This window comes from Candidatus Omnitrophota bacterium (genome assembly GCA_018894435.1).
In the GTDB taxonomy this organism is placed as follows: Bacteria; Omnitrophota; Gorgyraeia; order JAHIPI01; family JAHIPI01; genus JAHIPI01.
In genome coordinates this window covers 1-14160 of sequence record JAHIPI010000077.1, presented here as the reverse complement: position 1 = coordinate 14160, position 14160 = coordinate 1, and the positions used below count along the sequence as shown (strand labels likewise).

At 46.8% G+C, this 14160-nt stretch carries 13 protein-coding genes; all 13 read right to left on the bottom strand.

The window, feature by feature from the left end; translation table 11 throughout:
• Positions 1-453: di-trans,poly-cis-decaprenylcistransferase (gene uppS, locus KKI13_06255; protein ID MBU4488647.1), on the bottom strand; the 453-nt coding region annotated here is incomplete at its 3' end.
• A 78-nt stretch (positions 454-531) separates the two neighbouring features.
• Positions 532-1809, bottom strand: coding sequence for an adenylosuccinate synthase (locus KKI13_06250; protein MBU4488646.1), 1278 nt, complete (start codon positions 1807-1809; stop codon positions 532-534).
• Position 1810: 1 nt separating this feature from the next.
• Entirely contained in the window at positions 1811-2164 is a 354-nt protein-coding gene (locus KKI13_06245) for a hypothetical protein (protein MBU4488645.1), read from the bottom strand.
• Between the two features lie 5 nt (positions 2165-2169).
• Positions 2170-3435, bottom strand: a complete 1266-nt coding sequence (locus KKI13_06240) for a homocitrate synthase (GenBank protein ID MBU4488644.1) — start codon at positions 3433-3435, stop codon at positions 2170-2172.
• Positions 3436-3518: 83 nt separating this feature from the next.
• Complete coding sequence (gene serA, locus KKI13_06235) at positions 3519-5102, bottom strand: phosphoglycerate dehydrogenase (protein MBU4488643.1); 1584 nt, start codon at positions 5100-5102, stop codon at positions 3519-3521.
• 29 nt (positions 5103-5131) lie between these two features.
• Complete coding sequence (locus KKI13_06230; protein ID MBU4488642.1) at positions 5132-6262, bottom strand: alanine--glyoxylate aminotransferase family protein; 1131 nt, start codon at positions 6260-6262, stop codon at positions 5132-5134.
• A 78-nt stretch (positions 6263-6340) separates the two neighbouring features.
• The gene (gene lon / locus KKI13_06225; protein MBU4488641.1) at positions 6341-8680 is read right to left on the bottom strand and encodes an endopeptidase La; all 2340 of its coding nucleotides are present in this window, start codon (positions 8678-8680) and stop codon (positions 6341-6343) included.
• 5 nt (positions 8681-8685) lie between these two features.
• Entirely contained in the window at positions 8686-9270 is a 585-nt protein-coding gene (gene clpP / locus KKI13_06220) for an ATP-dependent Clp endopeptidase proteolytic subunit ClpP (GenBank protein MBU4488640.1), read from the bottom strand.
• An 85-nt stretch (positions 9271-9355) separates the two neighbouring features.
• On the bottom strand, positions 9356-10615 hold the full coding sequence (tig, locus tag KKI13_06215) for a trigger factor (protein MBU4488639.1): 1260 nt from the start codon (positions 10613-10615) through the stop codon (positions 9356-9358).
• A gap of 118 nt (positions 10616-10733) precedes the next feature.
• Positions 10734-11456, bottom strand: a complete 723-nt coding sequence (lptB, locus tag KKI13_06210) for an LPS export ABC transporter ATP-binding protein (protein MBU4488638.1) — start codon at positions 11454-11456, stop codon at positions 10734-10736.
• On the bottom strand, positions 11437-12372 hold the full coding sequence (lptC, locus tag KKI13_06205) for an LPS export ABC transporter periplasmic protein LptC (protein ID MBU4488637.1): 936 nt from the start codon (positions 12370-12372) through the stop codon (positions 11437-11439). Before lptC ends, lptB begins: the two co-directional genes overlap by 20 nt.
• Positions 12365-13273, bottom strand: coding sequence for a lysophospholipid acyltransferase family protein (locus KKI13_06200; GenBank protein MBU4488636.1), 909 nt, complete (start codon positions 13271-13273; stop codon positions 12365-12367). The genes lptC and KKI13_06200 overlap by 8 nt, the downstream gene beginning before the upstream one ends.
• Before the next feature lie 52 nt (positions 13274-13325).
• A partial coding sequence (locus KKI13_06195) for a hypothetical protein (GenBank protein ID MBU4488635.1) occupies positions 13326-14160 on the bottom strand: 835 nt, incomplete at its 5' end.

Genomic DNA, 14160 nt, shown 5'->3' with positions numbered 1-14160 from the left:
CTTTTTGACATCGGCGGCTATGCGGCGGGTTGCTTCCAATATTTCATCTCTGCCGCCATAGTTAAGGGCTAGATTCAAAACGAGGCGTGAATTATGCTTGGTCAGCTCTCTGACTTTATTTATCTTCCGGCGGAGAGCAGCCGGAAATTTATCTATTTTGCCGATCGTGTCAAACCTTACGCCCTTATCCATCAGGTTTTTATATTCGGTATCCAGATAATGTTCCAAAAACCCCAAAAGGGCGCTGATTTCTTCTTTTGGCCGCTTCCAATTCTCCGTGCTAAAGGCATACAGGGTAAGTATTTTTATTCCCACATCCGGAGCGGCATTCAGGACTCTACGGACCGCTTTTACGCCTTCGACGTGACCTGCCGTTAGGGGCAATTTGTGCAAACGTGCCCACCGCCTGTTTCCGTCCATTATTATGGCTACGTGTGCGGGGATATCTTGCATATTTTTTAAAAAAGGGGACAGGCTACTTTTTTATGTTAAGACGAGCCACTCAGAAAAAAGTAGCCTGTCCCCTTTTTCCTAAACCCGTATCAATGTCTGTTTTCGCTCTGAACCGACGGAAACCATGCTTATCTTTCTATTTACAAGCTTAGAGATATAAGCGATATACTTTCGCGCTTTGCCGGGTAACTGCCTATATTTTGTAATCGCGCTTATATCGGCATTCCATCCCGGCAGTTCTTCATAAACCGGCTCGCAGGCCGAAAGCGTCTCCATGTTGCCGGGAAAATTTTTCAGGGTCTTACCGCCGCATTTATACGCCACGCAGACTTTGATGGTATCTGTATCGTCAAGGACGTCCAGCTTGGTCAAGGCCAGCTCCGTAATCCCGTTTATCATGACCGCGTGTTTCAATATTACAGCATCAAGCCAGCCGCATCTTCTGGGCCTGCCGGTGGTAGCGCCGAATTCCTTTCCTTTTTTGCGTATTTTATTCATAAGTTCCGGCCCGAATTCCGTCGGGAAAGGCCCTTCTCCAACCCTCGTGGTATACGCCTTTGCCACGCCTACGACTTTATCTATATTTATCGGGCTTACACCCGTGCCGGTGCATGCGCCGCCGGCAGTGGCGCTCGAGGAAGTAACATAAGGATAAGTCCCGTGGTCTATATCAAGAAGCGTGCCCTGAGCGCCTTCAAAAAGAAGAGATTTGCCCTTTTCTATAGCGGTATTAAGATAAAGCGGTACATTCTGCAGATATTTGGATACCTTTTTGCCATAGTCCGTATACTTGTGATACATATCATCCAATGAAAAACCGCTGTGGCTGTAGAGCGTACGCAGTATCGCATTTTTTTCGTCTATGTTGAATTTCAATTTCTCTTTAAATTTCTCCGGATTAAGAAGATCCGTCATTCTTATGCCGCACCGTGAGGCTTTGTCGGCATAGCATGGGCCTATGCCTCTTTTCGTAGTGCCTATTTTATCCGCTTTTTTCTTCTGCTCGCGCAATTCGTCAAGCAGCTTATGATAGGGAAATATGACGTGCACCTGATCACTTATTATGAGAGACCTGTCAACGTCTATATCCCGCTTTTTGAGCATTTCTATCTCTTCTAGAAGCGCTTCGGGGTCTACCACAACGCCGTTACCTATAACGCATACTCTCCCCTTGTGCAATATGCCTGACGGGATAAGATGAAGGATAAATTCTTCCTCGTCTATAACAACAGTATGTCCGGCGTTATTACCGCCCTGAAACCGTATTATAACGTCCGATTTTTCGGAAAGGATGTCTATTATCTTACCCTTCCCTTCATCTCCCCACTGCGCTCCTATAAGTACTGTGTTTGGCATACTATTCCTTTTCCTCGTGTTCTTCTTCCTCGGGTTCTTCGCTCTCGGTCGGAATCAACGGTTGCCCCGCTGGTATATCAATCTCCAGAGAATTAGTGTTGATCTGCACCGGTATGTCTTCTGAGGACGGCATATCATCTAAAGAAGGTGATACCAGCGGTACGATTTCGACTTCGGTCTTATCTCCCGCTGTAGGCATATCCGGTACACGAGAAGGCCGCGAAATAATAGATTTTTTCAATTTCTCGGCTTTTCGCTCTTCTCTCCTCAAGGCAATCTTGCTGCATAATGCCAGAGAAATACCTATAGCCAGTATAACCAGAAATATTATCCAGAAAATAAATATCTTACGCATATTTCCTACGGTGTCATTGTGAATATCTTTTTGGCGATATCGGGATACTTTGCCACAAATCTCAGTTCATCATTGGTAAGAGGCTTCTGGGTATGAACGTTGGCATACCTTACAAGTTCAAGGATCTTTGTGGCTTCTTTCTCGTCCTTAAACTTCACTTCGAGTTTATCATAGACATTTCGGAATCCTTTTATGCCGCTATATTCTCCGGCCGTGATCATCCTGCCGGTATCTATGATCTCCGCCTCGCCTCTTCCCAGTTCCTCAAAATCGTAAAGTTCGTAATTACGTCTGTCTTTAAGGGCGCCGTCGGCATGTATGCCGGACTCGTGCGCGAATGCGTTTGAGCCTACCGCCACCTGATTTACGGGTATGGGTATCCCGAAGGCGTATGAAGCAAATTTTGCTATCCTCCAGGCGCAGTTCAGCTTTATCCTCGGGTCAAGGACATACTTGTCCATGAATCCGCTTGAATATTTGATCGCTAAAATCACACTGACGAGATCCGCGTTTCCGGCCCGCTCGCCCATGCCGTTTACCGTCGTATTTATATAAGCGTCGACGCCGCCGTCTATGGCTGCCTTTGCGCCGGCAACGCTTGTCGCCACTACCATGCCAAGATCGTTATGGCAGTGCAGCTCTATCGGGATACCGACTTCTGCCGCCAATAACCTTATCCTCTTATAAATAGTAAACGGATCGTCATAGCCGAGAGTATCGCAGTAGCGTATCCTGTCTGCGCCATGCTCTTTGGCCCCTTGGGCAAATTTTATCAGGAAATCCATGTCAGACCTGGATGCGTCCTCCGCATTTACCCCTATGGTCTTAATGCCCTTGGCCCTTGCGAGGTCAACAGCATCTGTCATTTCCTTTACTATGTCATCTTTTGATAATTTGCCCTTAAATTTGTGATAAAGCATCTGGTCTGATGTAGAAATGGAAAGGTTAAGATGCTCAACCTTAGTCATCGTAGTCGCCTTTTCAACATCCCCAACTATCGCTCTCACCCATCCGCTCAGTATCATGGGCTTCAAGACGCCCATCTTCACAAGCTCAAGGTTCGCATTGAGATAATTCGTCTCGTGCCGTGTCACAGGGAAGCCGAATTCGCTCTGGTGCACGCCCATCTCATTGAGGTAGAGATTGAGCATCGTCTTCTCGAGTTTTGCCAGCCCGAGCCTCGATGTCTGGACTCCGTCTCTATTTGTAACATCGATAAGGCGTATTATTTTTTGAGTACTGCTTTTGGTTTTAGTCTTCGTTTTCTTCATATGTCTTACTCCATTGCGTAAAAGGGGACAGGCTACTTTTTCTGCCGACAGGCTTTTGAAAAAGTAGCCTGTCCCCTTAATTTTTAAAGCTCGATCGCTTTCACTTCGTTTATGTTTTTGGCCTTGCGCAGTTTATTCATAACGTCTTCACTCGGCGCGCTGTCTATATTGAGCACTGTTATGGCATCCCCGGCCGGATTTATGCGGCCGAACGTCATACCGGCTATGTTTATATTGTTTTTGCCCAAAATAGTCCCTATCTCGCCTACTACCCCGGGAAGATCTTTATTGGATATGTAAACCAAATGGCCTCTGGGCACAAGGTCCACATAGAAATTATTTATTCTTATTATTCTCGGGTCTGTCTTTGTAAAGAGCGAACCCATTATCAGATTTGTGCCTTTTTGTGTTTCTACCGTAACCGCTATGGCATTGGCAAAGTCTATTATCTCCGTAGTTTTTGATTCCGCCACTTCAATGCCGCGGTTCTTTGCGATAAGAAGCGCGTTCATATAATTTATGGTCTCCTGCAGTATGGGCGAAAGAATGCCCTTTACAAGCGCCATGGTAATGGGAGTGATATCGTAGCCGGTGACATCCCCTATATATTTTACTTTGATCTTACGGACATGGCCTTCCCCTAACTGGCTTTGCAGAAGCCCTATCTTCTCCGCAAGGTTAAGGTACGGCTGCAGATTTCTCATCATCTCGGAATCTATTGACGGCACGTTGACGGCGTTGCGTATGCCTTTATTCAGTAATGCGTCCTTGATGGATTCCGCGATATCTATAGAAACGGCCACCTGCGCCTCTTCGGTGGAAGCGCCCAAATGCGGCGTCGCCACGACATTTGCCATCTTCATAAGCGTACTATCCGGCGGCGGCGGTTCTTTTTCGTAGACATCGAGCGCTGCAGCCGCGACATGCCCCGAGGCAAGTGCCGCCTCAAGCGCTTTTTCGTCGATAATCCCTCCGCGGGCGCAGTTCACCACCCTTACGCCCTTCTTCATCATGCCGAATTCCTTTTCGCTTATTAGGTGCTTGGTTTCGCTCGTAAGCGGCGTATGGACTGTTATGTAATCCGCGTTCTTTAAAACAGTTGCGAGGTCAGTAAGTTCTACTTCGAGCTTCTTCGCCTTTTCCTCCGAAAGATAAGGATCATATACCATTACCTTCATCTTGAAACTGAGCGCGCGTTTCGTAACCTCGGTCCCAATTCTCCCAAGCCCCACCACGCCGAGGATCTTATTGTAAAGCTCGGTTCCCATAAACTTCTTCCTGTCCCACTTACCTTCGCGCATGGACATATTGGCCTGCGCTATATTGCGCGACATGGCTAATATGAGGCTCATGGTATGTTCGGCCGTAGATATCGTATTTCCGGCGGGGGCGTTCATAACGATGATGCCTTTTTTTGACGCTGCCTCAACATCGACATTATCCAAACCGACGCCGGCCCTTCCTATTATCTTTAGGTTATCGGCGCTCGATATTATATCGGCGGTAACCTTAGTCTCGCTCCTGACTATAAGGGCGTTATACTCTCCTATTATCTTTTTTAACTCTTCTGGCGGCAGTTTCTGTTTAACGTCTACCCTGAAATCCTTTTCCTTTTCAAGAATCTTTATACCTTCCGCGGAAAGCGGATCGCTTATTAATATCTTTATAACCGGCATTTTCGTTCTCCCTTATTTAATTATGCCAACGCTTTTACGGCCGCGGCCACTCCGCTGCCGACTGTAAATTTATATCCCATCTCTTTAAGTACTATTTCCAACGCCGCTATCGCGGTCAGAGTATCAAATTCCACCATGTAACCGAGATGCGCTATCCTGAATGCTTTTCCCTTAAGCTCGGCCTGTCCGCCCGCAATAGTAACGCCGTATTTCGTGCGCATCGTTTTGACTAGAGCCTCGCCGTCAATGCCTTCCGGCACAATTACCGGCGTAACGGCATTTGATGGGCTTGTTGAATAAAGTTTGAGGCCCATGGCTTTTACAGCCTCTCTTGTGGCATTCGCTAATCTGGCATGGCGCGCTATGATATTATCAATGCCTTCTTCTTTCATAATATCGATGACCTTGCAAAGCCCTCTCACCAGGCTTATGGCAGGAGTCCACGGCACATCGTCTTTATCGAGCGCCTTCTTATATTCTTTTATACTAAAATAGAACTTAGGCAGATTGGATTTCGCAACCATTGCCATCGCCTTTTTGCTCATACTTATAAATGCCAGGCCGGGCGGCAACATCAGGCCTTTTTGCGAACCCGAACATACAACATCCACGTTCCATTTATCCGTCTCGAGATTGTCGGCGCCAAGTCCGCTTATAGCGTCTATCACCAAAACAGCGTCTGTGGCCGCAACGATCTTGCCGAGCGCTTCTATATCGGGCCTTGTGCCCGCCGATGTCTCGCACAATGTCGCAAACACCGCTTTGGCATTTTTATTTTCGGCCAGTGCCTTCTTTACCAACTCAGGGTCAACGGCCCGGCTCCAATCAACATCTATTGGGATAACTTTAACGCCGTATGCCTGGCATATCTCCCCGAATCTCTCGCCGAATTTACCGCCTCTTACTACTATGACGGTATCATCTTTCGAAAGAAGGTTTACAACAGCTGTCTCCATCGCGCCTGTGCCGCTTGAGGTAAGGGTGAAGACATCGTTTGTGGTCTTAAGCACATACTTAAGGCCATCGTTCGCTTTTTTGAAAATATCCTTGTACTGCGAAGTCCTGTGGTGGATCATAGGTTTCGCCATTTCCAGCAAAACCTCTTCGGGCACCATAGTCGGCCCCGGCGCCATCACATACGTCTTTTTCATCTATTCCTCCGCTTCTTGGGGTCAGACCCTCGTTATGTTAACTACGTAGTTTACATAATCAGGGTCTGACCCCAATCTTTAGTTTTTCAATGCCACCTTAAGCACCTCATCCATATTCTCAACCGGGATAAGCTTCAGTTTTCTTAATATATTCTTAGGAATATCTATTATATCCTTTTTATTCTCCTTTGGAAATATAATACTGTTTATGCCGGCACGATGGGCGGCCAAAAACTTTGCCTTGATCCCGCCTACGGGAAGGACTTTCCCGCGCAGCGTTATCTCGCCCGTCATTGCAATACCGCGCTTTACGGGCCGCTTGGTAAAGCTCGATATAAGAGCGGTCGCCATCGTTATGCCTGCCGAAGGCCCGTCTTTCGGGATAGCGCCCTCGGGAACATGTATGTGTATATCCACTTTACTAAGGCTACCGCCGTTTTTTATCCCCAGCATTCTCGCATTCGACCTTATGTACGTAAGCGATGCCTTCGCCGATTCTTGCATGACCTCGCCGAGTGAACCCGTCAATATAAGATTGCCTTTCCCTTTCATGAGAGATGTCTCTATATTCATTATATCTCCGCCAAGCTCTGTCCACGCAAGGCCGGTGGCAACACCTACTTCGTCGTGTTTTGCCGCCTCGCTGTCCAGGTATTTTGGCGGGCCAAGATACCTGTGTATGTTCTTGCGCGTGATCTTTATCGCTACGCTCTTTTCGCTTTCAACGACTTCTTTCGCTACTTTCCTGCATATTTCGGCGATGCGCCTTTCAAGCTCCCTTACGCCGGCTTCTTTAGTGTATCGATTTATTATATCCAATAACGCCTTATCGTTGATCTTGAGATTCGAATCTCCGAGTCCGTGCGCTTTTATCTGTTTCGCCATCAGATGGATTTTAGCTATATTAAATTTTTCATATTCAGTATAGCCGGCTATCTTTATTATCTCCATCCTATCCTGAAGCGGAAGCGGAATATTATATTGTATGTTGCATGTGGTTATGAACATTACTTCGGAGAGGTCAAAATTGACCTCAAGATAATGGTCGCTGAAGGTCTTATTTTCTTCGGGATCCAGCACTTCTAAAAGGGCGCTTGTCGGATCGCCCCGGAAATCCATGGACATCTTGTCTATTTCATCCAGCAAAAATACGGGGTTCTTTGCCCCTGCCTTTCGCATCGATTGTATTATCCTGCCGGGGAGCGCGCCTATATAAGTGCGCCTGTGCCCCCTTATCTCTGCCTCATCCCTGATGCCGCCCAGTGAAATCCTTACAAACTTTCTGTCCAATGCGCGGGCAATGGACCTTGCCAAAGACGTCTTTCCGACTCCGGGCGGACCCGCAAAACATAATATCTGTCCTTTGGGCGAACTTAACAATTTCCTCACCGCAAGATATTCAAGAATCCGCTCTTTCGGCTTTAAAAGCCCGTGATGGTCTTCGTTTAAGATATTTTCGGCATTCTTTATGTCGAGATTATCCTTTGTCTTGGCCGACCACGGCAAACTGACAAGCCAGTCAACATAATTCCTGGCTACAGTCGCTTCCGGCGAAAGCGAGGGCATCTTTGAGAGCTTGTCAAGCTCTCTTTCGGTAATCTCTTCGGCTTCTTTGGGCATGAGCGCCTTGGCAATCTTTTCTTTTAAATCTCCTATTTCAGAACGGAGGCCGTCCCTGCCGCCCAATTCCTTTTCTATGGCCTTCAGTTGTTCGTTCAGAAAATATTCGCGCTGGGATTTCTCTATCTGCCTTTTTATATTGGACATTATCTTCTTTTCGACCTTTAATATCTCGATCTCGGCATTGATAATCCGCGCTACCTGCTCCATTCTCTCTTTGGGGTTTGTTATCTCGAGGAGGTTCTGCTTATCCTGGATCTTCAGCGTGAGATTGGAAGATATCATATCGGCCAATTTTACCGGGTCCTCAACCATCAATATGCCCGATAGGATCTCTCCTGATAATTTTGAATTGAGCTTTACATATTCTTCGAATTGGCTCTTAAGCGAGCGCATGAGCGCTTCTATTTCTATTGTTTTCCTGCACTCCGCCTCTATGCTTTCAACCTGCGCTTTATAGAACTCTTTGGTGAAAATAAACTTCTTTATCCGCGCCCTGAATTTTCCCTCGACAAGTAATTTTACCGATCCGTCCGGCAGCTTAAGGTGCTGAAGCACCTCGGCCACCGTGCCGATCTTGTATATCTCTTCTTCTTCGGGCTCGTCTATGTGAAGGTCTTTCTGCGTGGCAAGAAAGACGAGCTTGTTCGTCGACATAGTCTCATCAAGCGCTTTTATGGAACGCGCCCTGCCTACTAGAAGGGGGACCACCATATTGGGAAAGACAACGATGTCCCGCAGGGGTAAAAGCGGCACCGTGTCAGTCTTTATATCCTTTATTGCGGCGGTTTTCAGCATTTGTTTTATTTTTTCCTAATAACCTCGTCGACCAGGCCGTATGTCTTGGCTTCTTCGGCTGTCATGAAATAATCTCTGTCGGTGTCTTTTGCTATTCTCTCGACGCTCTGGCCGGTGTGCTGAGCCAGTAACTCGTTTATCCTCTCGCGAAGCCTCAGTATCTCCTTCGCGTGTATGCTTATATCAGCGGCGACGCCTTCCACTCCGCCCCATGGCTGGTGTATCATAATGCGCGCGTGCGGCAGGACATATCTTTTGCCCTTTGTGCCGGCTGTCAATAAAAGCGCCCCCATGCTGCTCGCCTGCCCGACACAGTATGTCGAGACATTGGGTTTCATAAACTGCATCGTATCATAAATAGCCAGGCCGCTTGTGACAGCCCCGCCGGGAGTGTTGATGTAGATGCTTATGTCTTTATCGGGGTCCTCCATCTGCAGGAATAAAAGCTGCGCGATCACTATATTAGAGACATTGTCATCTATGACCGTACCGATAAATACTATCCTGTCCTTAAGCAGGCGCGAATATATATCGTATGCCCGCTCGACTCTTCCCGTCTGCTCCACAACCATTGGTATTAATATGCTCATATAGACCTCCGTTTCGTATAAAAAGGGGACAGGCTACTTTTTCGAAGAGAAAGGCTATTCCGAAAAAGTAGCCTGTCCCCTTTTTTTAGCTAATAACAGCATTCGCTATAATAAAATCAAATACCTTCTTTTGCCTTATTTCAACGGCGAGATCGTCCACCAGATCATTCTCGTTGTAATATTTCTTTACTTCTTCCGCGGAATGGTTGGATGATTGCGCTATCTCGCCAAATGCGGCTTCAAGTTCGTCCTCGCTCACTCTTACATTTTCCCTCTTTGCTATCTCGTCCAATATAAAATAGTAGCGCACCTGCTTGGCCGCCTCGTCCTTCAGCCTCTTTCTTATCTCGGGCTCTTTTGACTTTATATCATCGTCAGTATGTTTTTCCCTCTTAAGACGCGCCTTTCGCTCTTCCGTCAGCCGGTCAAGGTGCCTCTCCACTATGGATTGCGACACATCAAAGGCCGCCGATTTGTCCAATATGGCCAGCGCCTGATGCTCAAGGCTGCGCCTCTCTTCCACTTTTTTATGCTGCCTTAAATTCTCTCTTACCGCCTCTTTCATCTCTGCCATATTCTGAAACTTGCCCATCGATTTTGCGAATTCGTCGTTCACCTCGGGCAGTGTTTTCGTCTTTAGCTCCTTGACCTTTATATGAAACTTTGCCCTCTTTCCCGCAAGCGCCGACTTGGAATATTCCTTCGGAAGGTCCTTCTCTATGCCCTTCTCATCGTTTACTCCAAGCCCTTCCAGTTCTTTACCGGGAATATATGAATCGTCGCTCGCGTAAAGCCAGGCATTCTCTTTCTTTTCTACGAATTTTTCCTCCACATAACAATCCATGTCGCATATGAGATAATCACCCTTCACGGCTTTTCCTTCTTTAGTCTCGAATTTAGCGCCCATTTCGCGGATATTGGCAACATAGGCATCTACGTCGGACTCTTTGACCTCAGTATCGGTTTTCTTTAATTCCAGGCCTTTGTAGAGCTTTATATTTACTTCCGGCCTAACGGTAATTTTGGCCTTATAGGACAGTCCCTTATCTTCCTCAAATTCCAGGTCGGATATCTCGGGCGAGCCGAGGGCTTTTATATCTGATTCCTTCACCGCTTTTGTAAAAGAATCTGCCACAAGGTTCCTCATTACCTCCTCATGCGCCTCTTTCTTGAATTTCTGTTTGATAATTTCGGGCGGCGCTTTACCGGCCCTGAAACCGGGGATAGAGGCGGTTTTTGATATATCTGAATAAATCTTCCGAAGCGCCTCCCCGACCATCTCTTTTGGTATATGTACCTCTATTACCTTTTCTGTTTTTTCATTTTTTGTGATCTTATATTTCATCGCGCTCCTTTATCCGCCTTCGCTGAATTGCTTCCGCGTTCAGCTTCGGCGGATGAATTCGCACTTATAACTTATGTCGCCGCGACATAAATGAGAGCTCCGTAAGTTATGTGCTCATTCACATCCTAAAACGCTCGCCCAGATATATCTCCCTTGCCGTGGGCGAACTTATAAGTTCTTCGGCGGTTCCGGATATAAGGACCCTGCCCTCCGCCATAATGTATGAGCGGTCCGTTATCGCCAGCGTTTCTCTGACATTGTGGTCGGTAAGCAAAACTCCTATGCCCCGCTCTTTAAGTTCCGATATTATCTGCTGGCATTCAAAAACTGCTATAGGGTCTATCCCGCTGAACGGCTCGTCAAGAAGGACAAATAGAGGGCTCGTCACAAGCGCGCGCGTTATCTCAAGGCGCCTGCGTTCGCCGCCGGAAAGCGTATAGGCCTTATTTTTCCTTAGATACGTTATATTCAATTCTCCCAAAAGGATTTCAAGGCGCCTTTTCCGCTCTTTCATCGGAATAGGAAGCGTCTCGAGTATCGCCATTATATTATTTTCGACGGATAATTTCCTGAAGACCGACGGCTCCTGGGAAAGATAGCCTATACCTTTCGCGCAACGATCGTGCATTGAAAGATGCGTTATATTCTCTTCGTCAAAAAATATCTCGCCGGCATCCGGTTTTACCAATCCGGTTATCATATGGAATGTCGTGGTCTTGCCCGCGCCGTTGGGGCCCAGGAGCCCAACGATCTCGCCGTGTTTTATATTGACTTCCACGCCATTCACGACTTTTCTGCCGCCGTACGATTTTGAAAGCTGCCTAATTTCCAATAAATGCATCTTGCATATCCTTTTCGGAATAGATATAGATCTCCGGATTTCCCGTAAGAATCGCTTTTCCGTCTTCGGGCGTATAGGTTATCTTCTGGCCCTTGGCAATGTTGGAGCCGCGTTTGAGCTCAACGGAACCTTCTGCGACTATTCTCTCTATCTCTTTGGTTTCTGTATTGAAAAATATATCAAGGCGGTCTGCCGTAAGCTCGCCCCTCGGGTCCACCACTTTCACTTTGTCGGTGAACGACGCTTTTTTGTTACTGTAATCTATGTGGAGCGGCCCTTTTGAAGTGGCCGTTATATCTCCCTGCTTTACCAGCACATCCCGATTTAATCGGACCTCTTTGCTCTTTGCGCTGGCAGATGCGCCCATGCCACAGGCATATAAATCGTCTTTTCTTACTTCTACTTTAGAGTCGCTTGTCACGATGTTTGTCTTTGAATCCCACTCAAACCAATCCGCGGTAAGTTTTATACCGTCTGAAGTAGTGACTACCACGTTCTCTTCCAGCTTGACTCCGCCGCTATGCTTATCATAAGTACCGCTATCGGCCTCAAGCTTTACGGTCCTGTCCTCATCGTAAGTATCCGCCTCTATATTGTTGAGCTCGACCGTCTCTGACATTATATCGGCGGATTCGCCCTTAATGGCCCACTTTCTCTGGCCGTCTTTTGTGTAGCCGGTCATATCGAATGATAAGATCTTCTGCTCGTTATCCAGTCCGGTTATATTAATGTCTGCTTTGGCATCTTCCGGAATCGCCGGGAGGTCTTTTGCGGGCGCGAGTTTTTTATCGGCTGTTTTTTTCGGCGTTACTACGGCCGGCTTTTCGACTTTTGGCGCTTCCGGTTTCTTTGCGCACGCGCTTACTGCCAGCGCCAAAACAATAGTAGCCGATAAAATAAGCAATTTTTTATACACTGTTCACCTTTGGCTGCGTCTTCCACCTTTTGTGGATCCATACCCAGTAATACGGATATCTGCGGATATATTCTTCAAGAATGTCGGTCCACTGTTGAGTGTATTTAATAATATCCTTTTTCCTATCGCCGCTTTTTTGAATATATATAGGATCGCTGGTAACAAGCCTGAATTTACCGCCGTCTCGCACGATTACAGATACCACAATCGGCGCCCCCGAAAGCATAGCCATTACGACGGGCCCTGACGGCGTGTAGGCGGGACGTCCGAAGAAATTCACAAAAACACCGTCGACACTATCTACGTCCTGATCGGGTACTATGGCCAACACTTCGTTAGATCTAACCACCGCGAGTGATTTTCTTAATACATTCTTGTCGTCCCGATATATCGTTTTGACTCCCTGCGATTCCCGCAGCGAGACGAGAAACTTATTATATGGCGGATAATACACCCTGCGCGCTATCACGCTGACGTCCAGATCAAACGCGGACGTACAAACGGCAGCCATCTCCCAATTACAAAAATGACTGCTGATGGCGATTAATCCTTTACCTTCCGAAAGTATTTTTTTGAAAGTATTGGCGCCTTCTTCCGTCAAGATGCGCTTTACACTCTTTCTGTTAAACTTGCGTAAACTTGCGTATTCAACTCCGGTCATGCCGAGATTGCGGAATACACCTTTTACTATGTCTCTGATTTCTTTTTCGCTTTTTTCGTCCTTAAAGGCGAGGCGGAGGTTTTCCAGCGCTATATTGCGGTATTTAGGCAAAAAATAATACGACAACCCACCGAAAAACCCTCCTAGAAAAACGATGACCCTATATGGTAATAAGAGTATAATTATATTACTGCATTCTAGTAAAAGATAAAGAAAAAAACGGTATGGCTTACGCTTCATAGAGCATTATGTTATCATAAGTTGGCAAGCCAAGTCAATAAAAATGGGGATGTTAGCGAGTCCGGAGGGATTTTTCTAACTCTTCTTTCGCGCGTTCGGCCTTCTTCTTTCTTATCATCTCTTCTCTTTTTGCTTTTGCAATATCCCTTGCCTTGGTATACAGGGTCTCTGCTTCTTCGTACCTGGCTTCCCTATATAATTGACCGGCCTGTTTTCTCAAATCATTTATATCTTGAGATTCTGCGGCACGCTTTTCCGCCTCTTCTGCCGTCAATACCTTGCCCTCTTCCTTTTCCTCTTTCTCAAGCTCTTCGGCTCCTTCTATTTCCTTTTCAAGCCCAACCTGTTCGGCAAGAGCTTTGGCACGCGCTTCTTCTTCCTTGGACTTTTCCAGGGCAGCGCGCCTCTCTGCTTCCTTCTTTGCCTTTTCCTTTGCCTTCCTAAGTTTTTCCTCTTCCTCTGTTCGCGTTTTCTCCAGCTCTTCTTGTTCTTCGGCCTTCTTTTCCAATGTCTGTTCCTGCTGCTTTTTCTGTTTTTTAAGTTCTCTTTTATGCTTTCTTTCTTCTTCCCGCTTTTGCTTTTTGGCAAGCTTCTCTTGTCTCTTTGCCTCGGCTTCTTTCTTTTTGGCGTCAAGTTTTGCCTGGCGAGCGGCTTCTTTATCTTGCTTAGACTTTTCGAACGAGGCCTTCTTGTCGGATTCGGATTTCTTTTTGGCTTGGAGCTCGGCTTCCTTCGCGGCTTTCTCAGCGGCCTTCTGCTTTTCTTTCTCTAGGCGGGCCTGCTCTTTTGCGGCCTCTTTGGCTTTATCAGCCGCGATCTTTTGCTGGCGCTCAGATTCTTTTTGTTTGGCGCGTTCAAGTTCAGCCTGTTCGCGGGCCTTATCTTTG

Coding starts and splice junctions, on each gene's coding strand:
- KKI13_06250 (MBU4488646.1), bottom strand. CDS start 1,809: ATGCCAAACACAGTACTTATAGGAGCGCAGTGGGGAGATGAAGGGAAG.
- KKI13_06245 (MBU4488645.1), bottom strand. CDS start 2,164: ATGCGTAAGATATTTATTTTCTGGATAATATTTCTGGTTATACTGGCT.
- KKI13_06240 (MBU4488644.1), bottom strand. CDS start 3,435: ATGAAGAAAACGAAGACTAAAACCAAAAGCAGTACTCAAAAAATAATA.
- KKI13_06230 (MBU4488642.1), bottom strand. CDS start 6,262: ATGAAAAAGACGTATGTGATGGCGCCGGGGCCGACTATGGTGCCCGAA.
- lon (MBU4488641.1), bottom strand. CDS start 8,680: ATGCTGAAAACCGCCGCAATAAAGGATATAAAGACTGACACGGTGCCG.
- clpP (MBU4488640.1), bottom strand. CDS start 9,270: ATGAGCATATTAATACCAATGGTTGTGGAGCAGACGGGAAGAGTCGAG.
- tig (MBU4488639.1), bottom strand. CDS start 10,615: ATGAAATATAAGATCACAAAAAATGAAAAAACAGAAAAGGTAATAGAG.
- lptB (MBU4488638.1), bottom strand. CDS start 11,456: ATGCATTTATTGGAAATTAGGCAGCTTTCAAAATCGTACGGCGGCAGA.
- KKI13_06200 (MBU4488636.1), bottom strand. CDS start 13,273: ATGAAGCGTAAGCCATACCGTTTTTTTCTTTATCTTTTACTAGAATGC.